Genomic DNA, 19,847 nt, shown 5'->3' on the forward strand with positions numbered 1-19,847 from the left:
GAGCATGCTGGACATCCCCACGACCGCCAGATCCGCCCTCCCTGAAAGGGCCGGCGGCAAGCAGCTTCACGTCACAAGCCATCTCCGACGGCTGGAGGCGGAAAGCATCCACATCCTGCGAGAGACGGCGGCCGAGTTCCGCAAGCCGGTCATGCTGTATTCGATCGGGAAGGATTCGTCGGTGCTGCTGCACCTGGCGATGAAGGCCTTTGATCCCGGCAAGCCGCCGTTTCCGCTGCTGCATGTCGATACGACCTGGAAGTTTCGCGAGATGATCGCGTTTCGGGATCGACGCGCGCGCGAGCTCGGCCTCGACCTGATCGTCCATACCAACGCTGACGGATTGAGCCAGGGCATCGACCCTTTCACCCACGGCTCGGCCCGCTACACCGACGTCATGAAGACGCAAGCGCTGCGACAGGCGCTGGACCTCCACGGCTTCGACGCCGCGATCGGAGGCGCGCGGCGCGACGAGGAGAAGTCGCGCGCCAAGGAGCGCGTGTTCTCGCACCGCAGCGCTGCGCATCGCTGGGATCCGAAGAACCAGCGGCCGGAGCTGTGGGGCCTGTACAACACGAGGCTCGCGCCCGGCGAGAGCATGCGGGTGTTTCCACTGTCGAACTGGACCGAGATCGACGTGTGGGACTACATCCTGCTCGAGGACATCCCGATCGTTCCGCTCTATCTCGCAGCTTCGCGCCCCGTGGTCGAGCGCGACGGCGCGTTGATCATGGTGGACGACGACCGGATGCCGCTCCAGCCTGGCGAAGAGCCGCAATGGCGCTCCGTCAGGTTTCGCACCCTCGGCTGCTATCCCCTCACCGGCGCAACGAGCTCAACGGCGGCAACGCTGCCCGAGATCGTGCAGGAGATGATGGCATCGCGCACCTCCGAACGACAGGGACGCATGATCGACCGGGACAGTCCCGCATCGATGGAGCGCAAGAAGGCGGAAGGTTATTTCTGATGTCCTATCACGAGGCACCGACGATCGCCGCGACCGATGCGCCGCGGCTCGAGCATGACGATCGGCCGACTCTGCGTTTCGTCACCTGCGGCAGCGTCGACGACGGCAAGAGCACGCTGGTCGGCCGGCTGCTCTACGATTCGAAGACGCTGCTCGACGACCAGCTCGACGCGCTCGCCTCGGAGAGCAAGACCGCCGGAACCACCGGCGGCGACCTCGACTTCGCGCTGCTGGTCGACGGGTTGCAGGCCGAGCGCGAGCAGGGCATCACCATCGACGTGGCCTACCGCTTCTTCGCCACGAAGCTGCGCCGCTTCATCGTCGCCGACACGCCGGGACATGCGCAATATACCCGCAACATGGCGACCGGTGCCTCCAATGCCGACCTCGCCGTGGTGCTGGTCGACGCGCGCAAGGGCGTGATCACGCAGACGCGGCGCCACAGCCACATCCTGTCGCTGCTCGGCATCCGCCACGTCGTGCTCGCCGTGAACAAGATGGACCTGATCGGATTCGACGGTGATCGCTTCGCTTCCATCACCGCCGAATACCTGACTTTGGCCGGCCAGCTCGGGATCTCCCAGGTCCAGTGCATCCCGGTCGTGGCGCCCGACGGCGACAACATCGTCGCCGCGAGCACGCGCATGCCCTGGTACACGGGGCCGACCATTGCGGCCTATCTGGAATCCGTGGACGCGGCCGGGGACGCCTCGCAGCAGCCGTTCCGGCTGCCGGTGCAATGGGTGAGCCGGCCGCATGCGGATTTTCGCGGCTTCTGCGGACGGATCGCGAGCGGGACGATCGCGGTGGGCGATGCAGTCCGCGCGCAGCCGTCGGGACACCAGACCCGCATCGCACGCATTCTCACGCCCGCCGGCGAACGCAATCACGCAGGGCCGGGCGAGTCCATCACCCTCACGCTCGCCGACGAGATCGACGTCAGTCGCGGCGACGTGCTGACCGCCGGATCTGCCGCGCCGGTGTCGGACCAGCTCGCGGCCCATCTCGTCTGGTTCGATGACGAAGCCATGGTCGCCGGCCGGCGCTATCTGCTCCGGTGCGGCGCCGCCTCGACCGGTGCGGTGATCACGACGCTCAAGCACCGGATCGCCATCGACACCATGGCGCGGGAAGGCGCCACCACGCTCGACGTCAACGAGATCGGCTATGTCCATCTCGATCTCGACCGGCCGCTGGTGTTCGAGGCCTATCGCGACAACCGCGACATGGGCAGCTTCATCCTGATCGACCCGATCAGCCATCGCACCGCCGCGGCGGGAATGATCGACATGTCGCTCCGCCGCGCCACCAACGTTCATTGGCAGCGGCTTGCGGTCGACAAATCCGTGCGAGCCCGGCTGAAGCAGCAACGGCCCTGCGTGCTCTGGTTCACGGGGCTGAGCGGCGCCGGCAAATCGACCATCGCCAATCTCGTCGACAGCCGGCTTGCCGAGCTCGGGCGCCATGCCGCGTTGCTCGATGGCGACAATCTTCGTCACGGCATCAACAGCGACCTCGGCTTTTCCAATGCGGAGAGAACGGAGAACGTCAGGCGCGTCGCGGAGATCGCGGCACTGTTCGTCGATGCCGGCTTGATCGCGCTGGTGGCGCTGATCTCGCCGTTTCGCAGTGAGCGCGAGCTGGCCCGCCAGCGGCTCGAGGCGGGTGAGTTCATCGAGATCCACCTCGCGACGCCGCTTGCCGAATGCGAGCGCCGCGATCCCAAGGGGCTCTATCGCAAGGTCCGGGCGGGCGAGCTGCCGGCATTCACCGGCATCGATCATCCCTACGAAGCGCCGCTGGCACCGGACATCACCCTCGACACCTCGGAGCTGTCGAGCGAGGCGGCCTGCGAACGCATCATCCGCTACTTGCGAGAGCACAATTACCTGTGACGACCGGGACGAGCCATGCCGGCGTTATCCGACCGCAAGTTCAGAAGTCGGAAGCGATGCCCTTGCGCTCCCAATCGCCGTAGCGGGTGGGCTCGGGCCCCTGCGGACCCTGCAACTCCTTCGCCTTGACCTCGGCCTCGTTCTTGGCCTGGGCGGCGGCCGCAGCCTGCCGGCGCGCCTCGGCCTCGGCCAGCGCACGCTGGGCGGCCGGCGACAGCGGCTTGCGATCGGGAACGGGGTCACTCATCGCCGCGCGTTCTAGCGCAGGACCGGGCGTAACGCGATGCCCAATAACGCATTCCTGAAATCGGCTCGGAGCGCTGAAAAACCCGCAAGCGATTCTTACATTTGGCATATTCGCGTGTCAGAGATCGAGTTCTCAAGGCATGCGCCCATTGCGGCGGAACTGCCGCTCGTTCAGAACCTTGCTTCCGCATGCCATCTCAACGTTTCGTCCCTCCGTCCGAAGTGCCCGGCCTTGCGGCGCGACGGATTGCCGCCGACATCGTCGACGGCGTGCTGCACAAGCACCGCACGCTCGACGACCAGCTCGACGGCGGCGGTGCCCATCCCGGACTGAAGACGCTGGCCGACCGCGACCGCGCGCTGATGCGGCGCCTGGTCGCCACCGTGCTGCGCCGGCTCGGCACGCTCGGCCATGTGCTGTCCCGCCTGCTCGACAAGGGCATCCCCTCCGAAGCGCCGCGGGCGCAGAGCGCACTTCTGATCGGAGCCGCGCAAATCCTTTGGATGGACGTGCCGGATCACGCCGCGGTCGATCTCTCCGTCCGCCTCGTGCAATCCGACCGCCGCGCCGCGCGCTATGCCGGCCTCGTCAATGCCGTGCTGCGCCGCTGCGCGCGCGAGGGCAAGGCGCTGGTCGAGGAGGTCGCGACGCAATCGCTGGATCTGCCGCCATGGCTGCTCGCGCGCTGGAGCGCGCATTATGGCGAGGCGACCGCACGCGACATGGCATCCGCGCTCGGCCACGAGCCTTCGCTCGATCTCACGGTGAAATCGGATCCCGCGCAATGGGCGAGCCGCCTGCATGGCGAGACGCTGCCGACGGGAACGGTGCGGATGCTGCTGCACGGTGCGGTGACCATGCTGCCCGGCTTCGCCGAAGGACAATGGTGGGTGCAGGACGCCGCCGCCGCGCTACCGGCGCGGCTGTTCGGCGACGTCAAGGGCAAATCCATTGCCGATCTCTGCGCCGCCCCCGGCGGCAAGACCGCGCAGCTGGCGCTATCAGGCGCGCATGTGACGGCGATCGACCGCTCGCCCGCGCGGGTGGCGCGTTTACGCGAAAACCTGACGCGGCTGTCGCTGCAGGCCGAGACCGTCGTCGCTGACGCCGTCGAATGGGCCGGCCCGGCCGAGGCATTCGACGGTATTCTGATTGATGCGCCCTGCACCTCCACCGGCACGATTCGCCGGCATCCCGACGTCGCATGGCTGCGGCAGGACTCCGACATCGCCCCCCTGGCCGCGCTCCAGCAGCGGCTGCTGAAGAAATCCGTCTCGCTGCTCAAGCCGGGCGGGACACTGGTCTATTGCACCTGTTCGCTGGAACCCGAGGAGGGCGAGCAGGCGGTGGCGGCGCTGCTCGCCGCCGAGCCCGCGCTTCGCCGCGCCCCAATCATGGCGTCGGAGGTTGCGGACCTCGGCGAAATCCTCAACCGGGACGGCGATCTGCGCACCCTGCCCTGCCATCTCCCGAACGCCGATCCCAGGCTCGGCGGGCTCGACGGATTTTTCGCGGCCCGGCTCGTTAAATCCTGATTTTGCACTGGATTTTGCGACCACGACGCTGATTCGCGCCGTTCAAGGTGGTGTCAGACGTCCGATTTTGGGATTAATAAGGATTCGTCACTGATCCTCTCCCCCATCAAGGCAAGGCGTGTCGGTCGCTCAACGCAGACGTATCTCGACGCTGGTCATGAACCGCTTCGCGCGGAACATGCTCGCGCGCGCGAGCGGCGGTTCCGTTGCGCTGTCGCGGGTCTGGCCCGGCCGCACCGACCGGCTGATCATCGCTCCGCACGATCTGCGTACCGCGGATGCGACCCGTGCCGCCGAGATCTATGCCGGCCGCTTCGTCTTCGCCGGCAAGATCGTCAACTGCCACGGCCGATCGATCTTCGATCTCGAGCCGCCGTCCGAGGATTGGGAGGTTGCGCTGCTCGGCTTCGGCTGGCTGCGGCATTTGCGCGCCGCCGACACGGCGCTGACGCGGGCGAATGCGCGCGCACTCATCGAGGACTGGATCGGCAACCCCGCCAACAAGCGCCGTCCCGTCGCACGCCGCGCCGACGTGCTGGCGCGGCGCGTGATCTCGCTGCTGTCGCAGGCGCCGCTGGTGCTGAACGAGACCGACAACAAGTTCTACCGCCGTTACTTGCGCGCCCTCGCGCGCGAGATCCGCTTCCTGCGCTACACCATGGTCGACATTCCGGACGGGGTGCCGAAACTGCAGGTGCTGATCGCGCTGTGCTATGCGTCCCTGTGCCTCGCCAACCAGACACGTCATATCCGCACCGCCTCGAAGAAGCTGTCCGACGAATTGCAGCGGCAGATCCTTCCCGATGGCGGCCACATCTCGCGTAATCCGGGCGCGCTGATCGAACTGTTGATCGACCTCTTGCCGCTGCGGCAGACTTTTGCCGCGCGCAACATCGCGCCGCCGCCGGCGCTGCTCAATGCGATCGACCGCATGATGCCGATGCTCCGCTTCTTCCGGCACGGCGACGGCAATTTCGCCCTGTTCAACGGCATGAGCGCGACGTCCTCTGACCTGCTCGCCACGCTGCTCGCCTATGACGACACCCATGGCGCGCCGATGGCGAACATGCCGCATACCGGCTTTCAGCGCCTCGATGCCGGCCAGACCACCGTCATCATCGACACCGGCCCGCCGCCGCCGGCGGGCGTCAGCCACGACGCCCATGCCGGCTGTCTGTCGTTCGAACTGTCCTCCGGCATCAGCCGCATCGTCACCAATTGCGGCATGCCGACCACGGGCCGCGACAATTGGCGGCCCTTCGCGCGCAGCACGGCGGCGCATTCGACGCTGACCTATCACGAGACGTCGTCATGCCAGTTCGTCGAGATGTCGGCGATGAAGCGGCTCCTGCACGGCGCGCCCGTCACCAGCGGCCCGGTCGAGGTCGAGAGCTATCGCGAGGTCGTGCAGAACGGCACGCTGCTCACGACCTCGCATGACGGCTATCTCGGCAAGTTCGGCGCGATCCACCGCCGCGTGCTGATGATCGCCAATGACGGGGCGCGCATCGACGGCGAGGACACGCTGTCGCCGCCGCAGGGCGGACGCTTCAAAGGCGCCGATGCCGATTTCGCGCTGCGCTTCCATCTGCATCCGGCGGTGAAGGCGAGCCGGCTGTCGGATGCGCGCGGCGTCATGCTGGTGCTGCCGAACCGCGACGTCTGGACCTTCGAGGCATTGGACGACAAGGTCGATCTCGAGGACAGCGTATTCCTGGCCGGCAATGACGGCCCGCGCCGCACCGCCCAGATCGTGATCCGTCAGAACGCCCGCCAGGCCCCCTCGATCCGCTGGAGCTTTGTCCGCTCCACCGCCTCGCCCGCGGTGACCAATGCCCGCCGCAACGCCCGGCGCGAGCCGGAACTTCCGTTGTAAACAGGCGCGATCCGGCCCCATCTACCCGTTGAGAGCGACGCCAAAAGCTGCTATCGAGCGCTCGCTCGCGCGACTGGCGACCTTGGATGGAGCACCATCGGGAAGCGCGGGACGTATCCGCCGCGCGCCTGGGCATAGACACTCCCTGAACAGAGGATCTTGCTCATGACTGATCATCCCCGCCGCGTCACCCGCGCTCTCCTTTCCGTCTCCGACAAGACCGGCCTGATCGAGTTCGCCAAGGCGCTTGCCGCGCACGATGTCGAGCTGGTCTCGACCGGCGGCACCGCCAAAGCGATCGCCGCGGCCGGCCTCAAGGTGAAGGACGTCTCCGAGCTGACCGGCCTCCCCGAGATGATGGACGGCCGCGTCAAGACGCTGCATCCGAAGGTGCATGGCGGCCTGCTCGCGATCCGCGACAACAAGGACCATGCGGAGGCGATGAAGGCGCACGGCATCGCGCCGATCGACCTGCTCGTCGTCAATCTCTATCCGTTCGAAGCGACCGTCGACAAAGGCGCGGGCTTCGAGGATTGCATCGAGAACATCGACATCGGCGGCCCCGCGATGATCCGCGCCGCTGCGAAGAACCATGACGACGTCGCCGTCGTGGTCGAGGCGCAGGACTATCAGGCCGTGCTCGACGAGCTCGCCGCCAACAAGGGTGCGACCACGCTGGGCTTGCGCCGTCGGCTGGCCGCAAAGGCCTATGCGCGCACCGCGGCCTATGACGCCGCAATCTCCAACTGGTTCAACCGTCAGCTCGAGATCGACGCGCCCGACTTCCGCGCTTTCGGCGGCCGGCTGATCCAGTCGCTGCGCTACGGCGAGAATCCGCACCAGAGTGCCGCATTCTATGCGACCCCGGACAAGCGCCCCGGCGTCTCCACCGCGCGGCAGCTCCAGGGCAAGGAGCTCTCCTACAACAACATCAACGACACCGATGCGGCCTATGAATGCATCGGCGAGTTCGACGCCAAGCGCACCGCGGCCTGCGTCATCGTCAAGCACGCCAATCCCTGTGGCGTCGCCGAAGGACCGAACCTCGTCGAGGCCTATCGCCGCGCGCTGGCCTGCGATTCGACGTCCGCGTTCGGCGGCATCATCGCGATGAACCGTCCGCTCGATGCCGACACCGCGCGCGAGATCACCAAGATCTTCACCGAGGTCATCATCGCACCCGACGCCAGCGAAGAAGCGATCGCCATCATCGGCGGCAAGAAGAACCTGCGCCTGCTGCTCGCCGGCAGTCTGCCCAATCCGCGTGCGCCGGGCCTGACCGCCAAGACGGTGGCCGGCGGTCTACTGGTGCAGAGCCGTGACAACGCGGTCGTCGACGACATGACGTTCAAGGTGGTGACCAAGCGCGCGCCGACCGACGCAGAGATGCGCGACCTGAAGTTCGCGTTCCGGGTCGCAAAGCACGTCAAGTCCAACACCATCATCTATGCCAAGGATCTCGCCACCGTCGGTATCGGCGCGGGCCAGATGAGCCGGGTGGATTCCGCGCGGATCGCGGCGCGCAAGGCGCAGGATGCTGCTAGCGAGCTGAAGCTCGCCGAGCCGCTCACCAAGGGTTCGGTGGTGGCCTCGGATGCGTTCTTCCCGTTCGCCGACGGGATGCTCGCCTGCATCGAAGCCGGCGCCACCGCCGTGGTGCAGCCTGGCGGCTCCATGCGCGACGACGAGGTGATCAAGGCCGCCGACGAGCACGGCATCGCCATGGTGTTCACGGGCACGCGGCACTTCAGGCATTGACACGATCTGCGTAGCGGGCTGCAAGAGCTACGACGATCCTGTCGACCTCGTCATTGCGAGCGCAGCGAAGCAATCCAGAATCTTTCCGCAGAGGAAGTCTGGATTGCTTCGTCGCTTCGCTCCTCGCAATGACAGGGGGTGAGATCGCGTAATGTGGCTACTTCCGCACCCGCATCAACAGCCCGAGACCCGCGACGAAGAACACGACCAGCACGGCCATGCCGGCCTTCTGGCTGGCGGTCAGCGCGGTGACCATGCCGATCAGGAGCGGGCCGATGAAGGACGTCACTTTCCCGGTCAGCGCGAACAGGCCGAAATACTGCGCGATGCGGTCTTTTGGTGCGAGGTGGATCAGCAGCGTGCGGGAGGCGGCCTGGAGCGGGCCGCCGGCTGCGCCGATCAGGCAGCCCAGCACGAGATAAGCGCGCTCGGCCGCACTCGAGAACAGGGGAGCGCCGGCCTGCGGCAGCGCGGTCTTGACGAACAGCACACTGTCCTTGTCGACCAGGAGGATCGCGGCCACCGACAGCAGCAGGACCAGCAGGCTGCCGGCGATGACGCGCTTCGGCCCGAGACGATCATCCAGCTTGCCGCCGAGCCAGGCGCCGAGCGCACCGGCAATCGCGAGCATGATGCCGAACGTCCCGATCTGGATCGTGTGCCAGCCGAAGGTGCCGGCGGCATAGATGCCGCCGAAGGCGAACAGCGACACCAGACCATCGGTGTAGATCATGTTGGCGAGCAGGAATGCCGCGAGCGATTTCTGCCTCGGCAGACTCTCGATCGACTGCTTCAGCTCCGACAGACCCTCGCGTAGCGCCTCGCGCAACGGCCGCTTCGCCGGGTAATCCGGCGTGAACAGGAACATCGGCGTCACGAAGATGATGAACCACAGCGCGGTCAGCGGGCCGGCGGCACGGTCGCCCTGATGCGTGACGGGATCGAGCCCGAACAACGGCGTGAAGCCGAGCAGCGTGCGGCCGGTCTCGGGATTGGCAGCGAGGAAGCCGAGCACGATGATCAGGCTGACGATGCCGCCGATGTAGCCCGTGGCCCAGCCGGTGCCGGAGAGCCGGCCGATCCGTTCCGGTGGCACCAGGGTCGGCATCATCGCATTGTTGAAGACGGTGGCGAATTCTGCACCGATGCTGGCGAGCGCCACCGCAGTGAGCAGCGGGGGAATGACGGCGGCATCGCCGGGCTTGCCGATCCACAGCGTGCAGGACGCCAGCACCAGAACCGCACCGAACCCCGCGATCCACGGTTTCCTGCGGCCGGCGGCGTCGGCGATCGCTCCCAGCACCGGCGACAGCAGCGCGATCGCAAGGCCCGCCGCAGCCATCGCAAAGCCCCACAGCGACTGTCCGGTGGCGGGATTTGGTGCCACGCTGGTCGCGAAATAGGGCGCGAACACGAAGGTCGTGATCAGCGTGAAATAGGGCTGCGCAGCCCAGTCGAAGAAGATCCAGCTGACGACGGCAGCGCGCGGCGGGTAGGACCGCGGCGCGCCAGCCATACGCACATCCGGGGCGATCGTCGTCATCACGCAGTCCTCATCACAAACAGTTTTGTCTCTCTCGGCGCAAACCGTATAGCATTACCGAGACAGCTGTGAACCGGGTCGAGCGTGCGACGGTAATTTCGATGATGTCGTCATATACAACACGGCGAACCTTTTTCGCGATCGTCGCCAGTCTGGCGTTCGCTCTCACGCCGGCGGCCGCTCAGGATGCGCGGACGGGCTATGTCCCGCCGGCACGCGATGCGGTGCGGGCCGTCGCCGCCGAGCACGGCATGGTGGTGGCGCAGGAGAAGATCTCCGCGCAGATCGGCGCCGACATCCTGCGGCGCGGCGGCAATGCCATCGACGCCGCAGTCGCGACCGGCTTTGCGATGGCGGTGACCTATCCGCGTGCCGGCAATATCGGCGGCGGCGGCTTCATGGTGATCCATTCCGCCGACCGCAATGAAGACATCACGATCGACTATCGCGAGACCGCGCCGGCCGCGACCACGCCGCAGATATTCCTCGGCGCCGACGGCAAGCCTGACACGACGAAGTCACGGGATTCCGCGCTCGGCATCGGCGTGCCCGGCACCGTCGCGGGCCTCGCCCTCGCGCTCGACAAATACGGCTCGGGTCAGTTCACGCTGGCGCAACTGCTGGCGCCCGCGATCGCGCTCGCACGCGACGGCTTCATCGTCAGCGACGACATGGCCGATACTTTGCCGAGCTGGCACCGGCGGCTGGCGCGCTGGCCTTCCTCGGCCAAGATCTTCTCACGTCCGGATGGCACGCCGCTGGGCGAAGGCGATCGGCTGGTGCAGGGCGATCTCGCCGAAACGCTGGCAGCCGTCGCCGCGCAGGGGCCGCGCGGATTCTACGAGGGGCCGGTCGCCGATAAACTCGCCAAGGCCGTGACCGATGCCGGCGGCATCATGACGCCGGCCGACCTCAAGGCCTACGAGCCGGTCGTCCGCACGCCGGTGCGCGGCAGCTACCGCGGCTATGACATCGTCTCGATGCCGCTGCCTTCGTCCGGCGGCGTCGTGCTGATGGAGACGCTCAACATCCTCGAAGGCTTTCCTCTGGCCGATTTGAAGCAGGGGTCGGCGGCGTCGCTGCATCTCTTGATCGAAGCCATGAAGCGCGCCTATGCCGACCGCGCCCGCTATCTCGGCGATCCCGCCTTCGTCAATGCGCCGATCGAGACCCTCATTGCGAAGGACTACGCCGCCAAGCTGCGCGCGGGCATTTCCCCCGAACGCGCTACGCCCTCGAAGGAGCTCGTGGCCGCTTCTGCCACGCCGCGTGAGGGCAGCAACACCACGCATTTTTCCGTCGTCGATGCCCGCGGCAACGCCGTCAGCAACACTTACACGCTGAACTTCAGCTACGGCGTCGGCCTCGTCGCCGACGGCACCGGCGTGCTGCTCAACAACGAGCTTGACGATTTCACCGCGGCAGTCGGCGCCTCCAACGCCTATGGCCTCGTCGGCTTCGAAGCGAATCTGCCCGGACCCGGTAAGCGGCCGCTGTCGTCGATGTCGCCGACCATCGTGCTGAGGGACGGCAAGCCGGTGCTGGTGACGGGCTCGCCCGGCGGCAGCCGCATCATCTCGACCGTGCTCCAGGTGATCGTGAACGTGCTCGACTACAAGATGGATGTTGCGGCCGCCGTGGCAACGCCGCGGCTGCACCATCAATGGCTGCCGGACGAGGTGCGCCTCGAGCGCGGCTTTCCCGAGGGCGTGCTGCTCGAGCTGAAGGCGATGGGGCACCTCGTCGTCGAGCCGATGGGGCAGACATCGGCCAACTCGATTCTGGTGACGCCGAACGGGCCACTCGGCGCAGCCGATCCGCGCACACGCGGCGCGGAGGCGGCGGGGCAGTAACTGCTTCCGGAATGACGGGGTGAGGGACTTTACCGCCCGACCTGATACGGCCCGCCCTTCTCAAGCGCGCGGTTGTACGCAGGCCGGGCGTGGATGCGCTCCAGGAACGCCATCGCCTTGGGATGGCCCTGCTCGAGCCCGCCGCGGGCTTGGGCGGCTTCGAGCGGAAAGCTCATCTGGATGTCGGCCGCGGTGAACTCGCTGCCGGCGAACCACTCGCTCTTCGCAAGCTCGCCTTCCCAATAGTCCATGTGCTGCTTGATCTGCGGATTGACCAGCGCGGTCAGCGCCTGGTTGCAGACCTTGCGCACCAGCGGGCGCAGCAGCGCCGGCGCGCGCTTCGGCATCAGCGTGAACAGCAGCTTCAAGAGCAGCGGCTGCATCGCGGATCCTTCCGCATAGTGCAGCCAATAGGTGTAGCGCAACCGCTCGGGCGTGTTCGCCGGGGGGATCAGCCGTCCGTTGCCATAGGTCGCGATGAGATATTCGATGATCGCGCCCGACTCGGCGATGGTGTTGCCGTTGTCGGTGATGACGGGCGATTTGCCGAGCGGGTGGATGGCGCGCAGCTCCTTCGGCGCACGCATGTCCGGCTGGCGCTGATAGCGCACGATCTCGTAAGGCACGCCCAGCTCCTCGAGCAGCCACAGCACGCGCTGCGAGCGGGAGTTGTTGAGGTGGTGAACGGTCAGCATCGTGAGGTCCCCGGGCTAGGCGTGGTCGGTCGGCCGGGTCGTTCGTGCCAGCCCGGCAACGCAATGTCGAGCCGTCGCTGCGGATATTTTCACCCGGGTATATTGACGCGGATAATTTACCCGGGTATTAAACCGGCAGCTCGGTCAATATGGCAATGATTCCAATGCAAGGGACCTACACAGCTTTCGCCGGCCAGCGCCGGCTGGCCTCCGGCACGGTGGGCGATGTCGCGCTTGCCGTCAAACGGGCCACGCAGCCGCTGGACCAGCCGATCATCATCTTCGACGACGGCACGGGCCGGTCGATCGATTTCGACCTGCGCGGTGACGACCGCGAGGTGCTGGCCCGGCTTGCGAAGCTTGCCCCGCCGTCGGCTGAGGCGACGGAAGCGCCCGCAGAGCCGCGCGGACGCGGCCGGCCGAAGCTCGGCGTGGTCGCGCGCGAGGTGACCTTGCTGCCGCGGCACTGGGAGTGGCTCAACGCGCAGGCCGGCGGTGCTTCGGTCGCTCTACGCAAGCTCGTCGACGAGGCGAGGCGCGCCAGCGGCGACAAGGACCGCGAGCGTCAGGCGCGCGATGCGGCCTACCACTTCATGTCGACAATGGCCGGCGACCTGCCGCAGTTCGAGGAAGCTTCGCGCGCGCTGTTCGCAGATGACCGGCGGCGCTTCACCGGGCTGATCGCCGAGTGGCCGGCCGATATCCGCGACCACATCGTCAAGCTCGCCTACAGCGACCGCGCTTAAACCGCGCATCGCTTTTCACAACCCCATCGACGGCCGAGCCGCGCATTGCGCGGCAACGGCTTCGCACGCCCTGATGAAAGGCCAATGCCATGTCTGCCGCAAAACCGCTCTGGACCACATTCCTCCGCTTCCTCGTCCCCCTGATGCTGGGCAACGCCCTGCAATCGCTGTTCGGCACCGTCAGCAACGTCTATCTCGGCCAGATGATCGGCGTCGACGCGCTCGCCGCCGTCTCGGCGTTCTTCCCGGTGATGTTCTTCCTGTTCGCCTTCGTCATGGGCCTGAGCACCGGCGCCACCGTGCTGATCGGCCAGGCCTTCGGCGCCGGCGAGCATGGCCAGATCAAGATCATCGTCGGCACCACGCTCGCCGCCGGCCTGCTGCTCTCGATTGCGATTGCACTCGTCGGCGGGCTCTTCAGCCGGCACTTGATGGTGATGCTCGCGACGCCCGCGGACATTCTCGATGAGGCCAGCGCCTATGCGCGCATCATGCTGTTGACCATGCCGCTCGGCTTCGTCTTCCTGCTGATGACGGCGATGATCCGCGGCGTCGGCGACGGACTGACGCCGCTGCTGGCGCTGGCCTTGTCGACGGCGATCGGCCTGATCCTGACGCCGATGCTGATCCACGGCACGTCCGGATTGCCGCCGGTCGGCATCACCAGTCCTGCCTGGGCGGCTACGACCGCCAACGCGCTGACGCTGATCGTACTCGCCGTCTATCTGCTGCGGAAAAAGCACGCGCTCGCGCCGGACGCGACGCTGCTGCGTCACCTGCGGCTGAGCGGCGCCGTGTTCGGCAAAATTCTCGGCATCGGCCTGCCGAGCGCGATCGGCATGGTGGTGATGGCGATCGCCGAGCTTGTGCTGCTCGGCCTCGTCAACGGCTTCGGCTCGAATGCCACCGCGGCCTATGGCGCCGTCAACCAGGTGATGGGCTATGCGCAGTTCACGGCGATGTCGATCTCGATCGCGGTCTCGATCCTCGGCGCCCAGGCCGTCGGCGGCGGCGACCGGGCCCGGGTCGACGGCATCGTGCGGATGGGCCTTGCGTTCAACATCGTCCTGACCGGCGGGCTGGTGGCACTGATCTACCTCGCGCCGCGCGCAGTGCTCGGAATCTTCATCACCGACGGCGCCGTGCTGGACCTGGCGAAGGGATTGCTCAACATCGCCTTGTGGAGCTCGGTGCCGTTCGGGCTCGCCACCGTGTTCTCGGGCGCGATGCGCGGCGCCGGCGTCGCGTTGACGCCGATGCTGCTGTCGATCTTCGCGATTGCCGCAATCGAGCTGCCGGCCGCAATCATCCTCAGCCATGCCGTCGGCCTGACCGGCGTGTGGGCTGCCTATCCCATCGTGTTCTGCGTCATGTTGATTCTGCAGATGGGCTATTACCACCTGGTGTGGCGCAAGCGGGCGATCCCGCGCCTGATCTGACCGTCAAAGTATTATGACCGTCATTAAACGATGGACCTGTGGCGCGCCCTGCGCCACAATGAGGAAAAGCCAACTCAAAAAGCCAGGCCAGGGAGAATGATCTTGACCCGCACCGCCCCGCAATTCCTGTTCGATTTCGGTAGCCCCAACGCCTATCTCAGCCATCTGGCGATACCGGCCATCGAACGGCGGATCGGCGTCAAGTTCGAATATGTGCCGATCCTGCTCGGCGGCATCTTCAAGTCGACCAACAACAAGTCGCCGGCCGAGACGCTCGCCGGCATCAAGAACAAGCGCGAGTTCCAGCAGATCGAGACCGAGCGCTTCATCAAGCGCTTCCATGTCCAGCCCTATGTCTGGAATCCGCACTTTCCCGTCAACACGCTGAATTTGATGCGCGCGGCGATCGCGGCGCAGCTCGAGGGAGTCTTCGAAAAATATGTCGAGGCCGCCTTCCACCACATGTGGCGCGAGCCGAAGAAGATGGACGATCCCGAGATCGCGGCGAGGGCGCTGGCCTCATCCGGCCTCGATGCGCAAAAGTTGTTTGCCCGCAGCCAGGAACCCGAGGTCAAGGGCAGACTGATCAAGAATACCGAGGAGGCGGTCGCCCGCGGCGCCTTCGGCTCGCCGACCTTCTTCGTCGGCAATGAAATGTTCTTCGGCAAGGAGCAGCTGCGCGAGGTCGAGGAGATGGTGAAGGGCGAGTAGTCAATGGCGAATGGCGAGTAGTGGAAACGTTACTCGCGTTTCGTCATCTGCTATCCTATTCGCTAGTCCCTATTCGCCATTCGCCATTGTCCGAAGAACAACAATAACGGAGCTTGTCTCATGCGTATCCTCGTGGTCGGCGCCGGCGCCATCGGCGGCTATTTTGGTGGCAGGCTGTTGCAGGCCGGCCGCGGCGTCACCTTCCTGGTCCGGCCGCGCCGCGCCGGCGAGCTCGCGAGCGCCGGCCTCGTCATCAAGAGCCCGAACGGCGATGTGACCTTGAAGAACCCGCCGACGGTTCAGGCCGACGCGATCAAGGACAAGTTCGACGTCGTGCTGCTCAGCTGCAAGGCGTTCGACCTCGACGATGCCATCAAGTCGTTCGCCCCGGCGGTGGGGCCCAACACCGCGATCATCCCGATGCTCAACGGCATGAAGCATCTCGACACGCTGGATGCCATGTTTGGCAAGGAGCGCGTGCTCGGCGGCCTCTGTGCCATCGCGGCGACGCTGAACGAAAAGCGCGAGGTGGTGCAGCTCCAGCCGATGCAGTCGATCACTTACGGCGAGCGCGACGGCGCGATGTCGGACCGGGTGAAGGCGATCGACGAGGCCTTCAGGAGCGGCATCAATGGCGCCAGCGCCAGCCAGAACATCATGCAGGACATGTGGGAGAAGTGGGTGTTCCTGTCTTCGCTCGCGGCAAGCACCAGCCTGATGCGGACGTCCGTTGGCAATATCCTCGCCGCGCCCGGCGGCCGGGATTTCCTGCTCGGCATGCTGGATGAGACCAGCTCGGTCGCTGCTGCATCGGGCTACCCGCCGGGCGGGCCGTTCTTCGAGCGCGTCAAAGGCAATCTCACCACCGAGGGCTCGCCGCTGACGGCGTCGATGTTCCGCGACATCAAGGCGGGCCTGCCTGTCGAAGCCGATCACGTCATCGGCGACCTCATCGCGCGCGCCGACGCCGCCAAGGTACCGGTGCCGAAGCTGCGCATCGCGTATACGCATCTGAAGGCGTATGAGAGGCAGCGGGCGGGGTAGGGCGTCATACACCGCCGTCGTCCCGGGGCTCGCGCTACGCGCGCCCCGGGACGACAGCTGAGTTTATGGCGACAGCTCCGCGCTACTGCAAATGCGCGAGATAGTGCGAGACGGCGGTGATCTCCTCGTCGCTCATGTGATAGGCGACGTCGGCCATCGCGGCGACGCCGCCGCCGACACGCTGGCCGGCTTTGTAGTCATGCAGCGCCTTGACGAGATATTCCTCGCGCTGGCCGGCGAGCCGCGCCACCGCCTTGGTGCCGGCATAGCTGTCCGTATGGCATGAGGCGCAGCGGCGGCCGGCGGCGACCTGCGCGCCCTTTTTCGACAGGTCCGGATCCCCGTCCTCGGGTGCCTTCGGCGGCGTCAGCGAGGCGAAGTAGGCACCGAAATTGCGGATGTCCTCGTTGGTGATCTCCTCGACGATCGGCTGCATCTGGTCGTTCTTGCGCGAGCCGGCGCGGAAGAACACGAGCTGCCATTGCAGGAATTGATCGGGCTGGCCGGCGAGCGAGGGGATGTTCTCGGTCTGCGAAATGCCGTTCTCACCGTGGCAGCCGGCGCAGGCGGCGGCCTTCTCCTTGATCGCGGCATTGTCGGCGGCCTCGGCTGGGATGAAGGCGATCAATGCGAGCGATAGCGCGCCGATTGCGGACCAAGAGAGCTGACGGCGCATGATTGGAGATCCGTTCTGTACTGCGTCATTCCAGGGCGCGTCACTTGGCGCGCGCCCGAATCCATAATCCGCGTTCGTGGTTATGGGTTCCGGACTTGCGCGCAAGTGGCGCGCAGTCCGGAACGACAGCGTGAGGCTTCAAAATGAAAGAGGCTGCGGCCGTTACCCGGTCGCAGCCTCTCCGTCAGGTCGCTACTTCTTGCTGTAGCTGATGCGATAGATCGCGCCGGCCCAATCGTCGGCAACGAGGATCGATCCGTCCTTGGCAAGGATGATGTCGTTGGGACGGCCGAGATAGCCCTGGTCGCCCTCGAGCCAGCCAGAAGCGAAGATCTCCTGCTTCGGGTTCTTGCCGTCGGGCCCGACGATCACGCGCACGATGCGCGCGCCCTGGTACTTGTGGCGATTCCAGGAGCCGTGCTCGGCGATCAGGATGTTGTTCTTGTAGTCGGCGGGGAACTGGTCGCCGGTGTAGAACTTCATGCCGAGCGGCGCGACATGGGCACCGAGATTCAGCACGGGCGGCGTGAACTCGGAGCATTTGTGGCCCATCGCGAACTTGTCGTCGGGAAGATTGCCCTGATGGCAATAGGGATAGCCGAAATGCTCGCCGATCCTGTTGATCATGTTCAGCTTGTCCGAGGGCAGATCATCGCTGATCCAGTCGCGGGCATTCTCGGTGAACCAGAGCTTGCCGGTGCGCGGGTCGACGTCGGCGCCGACCGAGTTGCGGACGCCGAGCGCCCAGATTTCGGCGTTGCCGGTCTTGGGATCGACGCGCCGGATCTGCGACACGCTGGTCGGCGGAATGCCGATGTTGAAGGGCGGTCCGAACGGCAGGAAGAACCAGCCTTCCTTGTCGACCGCGATGTACTTCCAGCCATGCGCGGCATAGGACGGCATGTCGTCATAGACGACCTTGCCTTCGCCGAGATTGTCGAGCTTGTTTTCGGCATCGTCGTAGCGGATCAGCTTGTCGACCGCGATGACATAGAGCGCGCCATCCTTGAAGGCGAGACCGGTGGGCATGTTCAGGCCCTTGAGGACGGTCTTGACCTCCTTCTTTCCGTTGTTGTCCTTGATGGCATAGACGTTGCCGAGACCGAACGAGCCGACGAACAACGTGCCCTTGTCACCCCAGGCCATCTGCCGCGCGGCCAGCACGCCCGAGGCGTAGACTTCGATCTTGAAGCCCGACGGCAGCTTGATCTTCTTGACGATGTTGGCGAGCTCGGCGTCGGAGGCGCCGGTCGGCGGGCCCGAGGGCGGCGCGAGTCCCTTCTGCGCCTCGGTCTCGTCGCCGAGGAACCAATCGTCCGGCGGATGGGTCCAGAATTCCTTGGTGCCGGATTCGTATTTCTTCAGCGGCTTGTTCTTGTCCTGTTGTTGCGCGTTGCCGGCACCGGTCCCCGCGAGAAGGGCCACGGCCGCAAGCGCCAACACGGATCGATGGAACATCGATATCATCGCATCACTCCCCTAAGGCAGCCGTGAGGGCTGCGCGTTATTTTGTTTTGCTAGTCGAGAGGCGAAGTTTTGAGCCCGTCGGGACGACAGACGCAAAAAGGTTAGCACATCTGCCCATCGTGAGAAGCGCGCCGGATGCAGCGCGGCTGCGCTCATCAAAAATTGAGACGGAATGTGAATGAAGGGATGAACGCTGCGACGACCGCGTTCCCGCTGCAACGCGGAATCAAGCGCGCACGCGCATCGTCGTCAGGCGCTCCGCCGGGGTGGACATACAAAAGCGCGAAAACAACCCCATGCACCGTAGAAACGACGCAAGTTGATCCGCACCCGGTGACGCCGGACAGTCATTTGAAGCGTCGAGCAAAATAGCAATTGCGGCGCTTACGAGGCGACGGGGTAGGGTCCGTCGTCAAACAGCGTGTCGTGATAGCCTTTCGATCCGACCTCGCGTGCCAGCGTGCTGCGGACATCGCGACCATCGCGCAGGCCGCGCAGCACATGCGCGAAGTCGAATTCGGGCCGCCAGCCGAGCTCCCGCCGCGCGCGCTCGTTGACATAGACCCGGTCGATCGCGGGGAAGAGTCGCCAGCCGCGCGCTGCATAGAGCTGCGCACACTCCGGATAGAGCTCGCGCACGACAGCGGCGGCATCGCGCGCCAGCGATCCGAGATGACGTTGCTCGAACGGGCTCGTCGCCGAGACGATGTAGCGGGCGAAGCCGATGCCGGGCGCGCGCTCGACGGCGAGCAAATGTGCGCTCACCGCGTCCGCGATATCCAGCCGGCGATAGAGCAGCTCATTGGCCTGCGCGTTCTCCAGCGCGTAGGCCGATCGCATCGCCGGATCGTCGTCGTCCTCCGGAAAAAAGCGCGAGGTCCGCAAGGTAACGACCGGCAACGCGCGCTCGCGAAAGAACAGCTCGCAGACGTTTTCGGCCATCAGCTTGGTCGTGCCGTAGATGTTCTTCGGTACCGACGCCAGCTCCTCGGTGACCCACACCGCCGCCTGTCCCGCCTCGGGCCGCAGCTGCGAGCCGAACGCGCTGGTGGTGCTGGTGAAGACGAAACTCTTCACGCCGGCAGCCGCTGCCGCCTCGAGCAGGTTGAGCGTGCCTGACACGTTGGTGTCGACAAAGTCCTGCTTGGAATGGGTCGCCACATGCGGCTTGTGCAGCGTCGCGGTGTGGATCACGGCGATGACGCCGTTCATCTGCTCCCGTACGAAGGCGGGATCGACGATCGAGCCGACGGCGTCGGTGAAGGGGGAGGGCTTGAGATCGAGCCCGCGGGCGGATGAGCCGCGCGCCTGGAGCGTCCGCAGAATCGCTTCCCCAAGGTGACCCGCGCTGCCGGTGACCAGAATTGTCATTGCAAATACAGCGGCAGGCAGCAC

16 protein-coding genes and 1 riboswitch are annotated in these 19,847 nt (G+C 65.9%); of the genes, 10 read left to right on the plus strand and 6 right to left on the minus strand.

The genetic code is table 11. From position 1 onward, the window contains the following. Nucleotides 1-4 precede the first annotated feature (4 nt). Entirely contained in the window at nucleotides 5-967 is a 963-nt protein-coding gene (cysD, locus tag N2602_RS00585; RefSeq protein WP_260381439.1) for a sulfate adenylyltransferase subunit CysD, read from the plus strand. After that, nucleotides 967-2,862 carry a sulfate adenylyltransferase subunit CysN gene (cysN, locus tag N2602_RS00590; RefSeq protein WP_260381440.1) on the plus strand — a complete coding sequence of 632 codons (1,896 nt, stop codon included), beginning with the start codon at nucleotides 967-969 and terminating at the stop codon, nucleotides 2,860-2,862. Before cysD ends, cysN begins: the two co-directional genes overlap by 1 nt. A gap of 40 nt (nucleotides 2,863-2,902) precedes the next feature. Here the strand turns inward: cysN and N2602_RS00595 are convergent, their stop codons facing one another. Continuing rightward, on the minus strand, nucleotides 2,903-3,109 hold the full coding sequence (locus tag N2602_RS00595; RefSeq protein ID WP_260381441.1) for a DUF1674 domain-containing protein: 207 nt from the start codon (nucleotides 3,107-3,109) through the stop codon (nucleotides 2,903-2,905). Between the two features lie 188 nt (nucleotides 3,110-3,297). Here N2602_RS00595 and N2602_RS00600 point away from each other — a divergent pair, with 188 nt between their 5' ends. The 3 genes from N2602_RS00600 (at nucleotide 3,298) to purH (ending at nucleotide 8,278) form a co-directional block, all read left to right on the plus strand. Then, nucleotides 3,298-4,644, plus strand: coding sequence for an RsmB/NOP family class I SAM-dependent RNA methyltransferase (locus N2602_RS00600; protein ID WP_260381442.1), 1,347 nt, complete (start codon nucleotides 3,298-3,300; stop codon nucleotides 4,642-4,644). Nucleotides 4,645-4,801: 157 nt separating this feature from the next. Then, the gene (locus tag N2602_RS00605) at nucleotides 4,802-6,520 is read left to right on the plus strand and encodes a heparinase II/III family protein (RefSeq protein ID WP_212257894.1); all 1,719 of its coding nucleotides are present in this window, start codon (nucleotides 4,802-4,804) and stop codon (nucleotides 6,518-6,520) included. 59 nt (nucleotides 6,521-6,579) lie between these two features. Continuing rightward, nucleotides 6,580-6,661: riboswitch (ZMP/ZTP riboswitch) on the plus strand. Between the two features lie 24 nt (nucleotides 6,662-6,685). After that, on the plus strand, nucleotides 6,686-8,278 hold the full coding sequence (gene purH, locus N2602_RS00610; protein ID WP_260381443.1) for a bifunctional phosphoribosylaminoimidazolecarboxamide formyltransferase/IMP cyclohydrolase: 1,593 nt from the start codon (nucleotides 6,686-6,688) through the stop codon (nucleotides 8,276-8,278). A gap of 157 nt (nucleotides 8,279-8,435) precedes the next feature. On the opposite strand, the gene N2602_RS00615 is transcribed toward purH, so the two are convergent. Then, nucleotides 8,436-9,821, minus strand: coding sequence for an MFS transporter (locus N2602_RS00615; protein ID WP_172787862.1), 1,386 nt, complete (start codon nucleotides 9,819-9,821; stop codon nucleotides 8,436-8,438). 101 nt (nucleotides 9,822-9,922) lie between these two features. Here N2602_RS00615 and ggt point away from each other — a divergent pair, with 101 nt between their 5' ends. Then, on the plus strand, nucleotides 9,923-11,674 hold the full coding sequence (ggt, locus tag N2602_RS00620; protein ID WP_260381444.1) for a gamma-glutamyltransferase: 1,752 nt from the start codon (nucleotides 9,923-9,925) through the stop codon (nucleotides 11,672-11,674). Nucleotides 11,675-11,703: 29 nt separating this feature from the next. Here ggt and N2602_RS00625 read toward each other — a convergent pair whose 3' ends face one another. Beyond that, nucleotides 11,704-12,369: a glutathione S-transferase family protein gene (locus tag N2602_RS00625; protein ID WP_172787860.1), complete on the minus strand. Its 666-nt coding sequence runs from the start codon at nucleotides 12,367-12,369 to the stop codon at nucleotides 11,704-11,706. 164 nt (nucleotides 12,370-12,533) lie between these two features. Here N2602_RS00625 and N2602_RS00630 point away from each other — a divergent pair, with 164 nt between their 5' ends. The 4 genes from N2602_RS00630 (at nucleotide 12,534) to panE (ending at nucleotide 16,309) form a co-directional block, all read left to right on the plus strand. After that, the gene (locus tag N2602_RS00630) at nucleotides 12,534-13,115 is read left to right on the plus strand and encodes a DUF2239 family protein (RefSeq protein WP_260381445.1); all 582 of its coding nucleotides are present in this window, start codon (nucleotides 12,534-12,536) and stop codon (nucleotides 13,113-13,115) included. 89 nt (nucleotides 13,116-13,204) lie between these two features. Beyond that, complete coding sequence (locus N2602_RS00635) at nucleotides 13,205-14,554, plus strand: MATE family efflux transporter (protein WP_260381446.1); 1,350 nt, start codon at nucleotides 13,205-13,207, stop codon at nucleotides 14,552-14,554. A 102-nt stretch (nucleotides 14,555-14,656) separates the two neighbouring features. Next, nucleotides 14,657-15,265: a 2-hydroxychromene-2-carboxylate isomerase gene (locus N2602_RS00640; protein ID WP_260381447.1), complete on the plus strand. Its 609-nt coding sequence runs from the start codon at nucleotides 14,657-14,659 to the stop codon at nucleotides 15,263-15,265. A 120-nt stretch (nucleotides 15,266-15,385) separates the two neighbouring features. Continuing rightward, the gene (panE, locus tag N2602_RS00645; RefSeq protein WP_260381448.1) at nucleotides 15,386-16,309 is read left to right on the plus strand and encodes a 2-dehydropantoate 2-reductase; all 924 of its coding nucleotides are present in this window, start codon (nucleotides 15,386-15,388) and stop codon (nucleotides 16,307-16,309) included. Between the two features lie 82 nt (nucleotides 16,310-16,391). Here panE and N2602_RS00650 read toward each other — a convergent pair whose 3' ends face one another. The 3 genes from N2602_RS00650 to N2602_RS00660 all read right to left on the minus strand — a co-directional run bounded on the left by N2602_RS00650 (nucleotide 16,392) and on the right by N2602_RS00660 (nucleotide 19,823). Further along, a complete protein-coding gene (locus N2602_RS00650; RefSeq protein WP_260381449.1) occupies nucleotides 16,392-16,985 on the minus strand; it encodes a c-type cytochrome in 594 nt (197 codons plus the stop codon). Nucleotides 16,986-17,177: 192 nt separating this feature from the next. After that, a complete protein-coding gene (locus N2602_RS00655) occupies nucleotides 17,178-18,452 on the minus strand; it encodes a sorbosone dehydrogenase family protein (RefSeq protein ID WP_172787854.1) in 1,275 nt (424 codons plus the stop codon). 384 nt (nucleotides 18,453-18,836) lie between these two features. Beyond that, nucleotides 18,837-19,823 (minus strand): NAD(P)-dependent oxidoreductase, encoded by a 987-nt coding sequence (locus N2602_RS00660; RefSeq protein WP_260381450.1) that lies wholly within the window; start codon nucleotides 19,821-19,823, stop codon nucleotides 18,837-18,839. Nucleotides 19,824-19,847 lie beyond the last annotated feature (24 nt).

It is taken from the genome of Bradyrhizobium sp. NC92 (assembly GCF_025200865.1).
Lineage (GTDB): Bacteria > Pseudomonadota > Alphaproteobacteria > Rhizobiales > Xanthobacteraceae > Bradyrhizobium.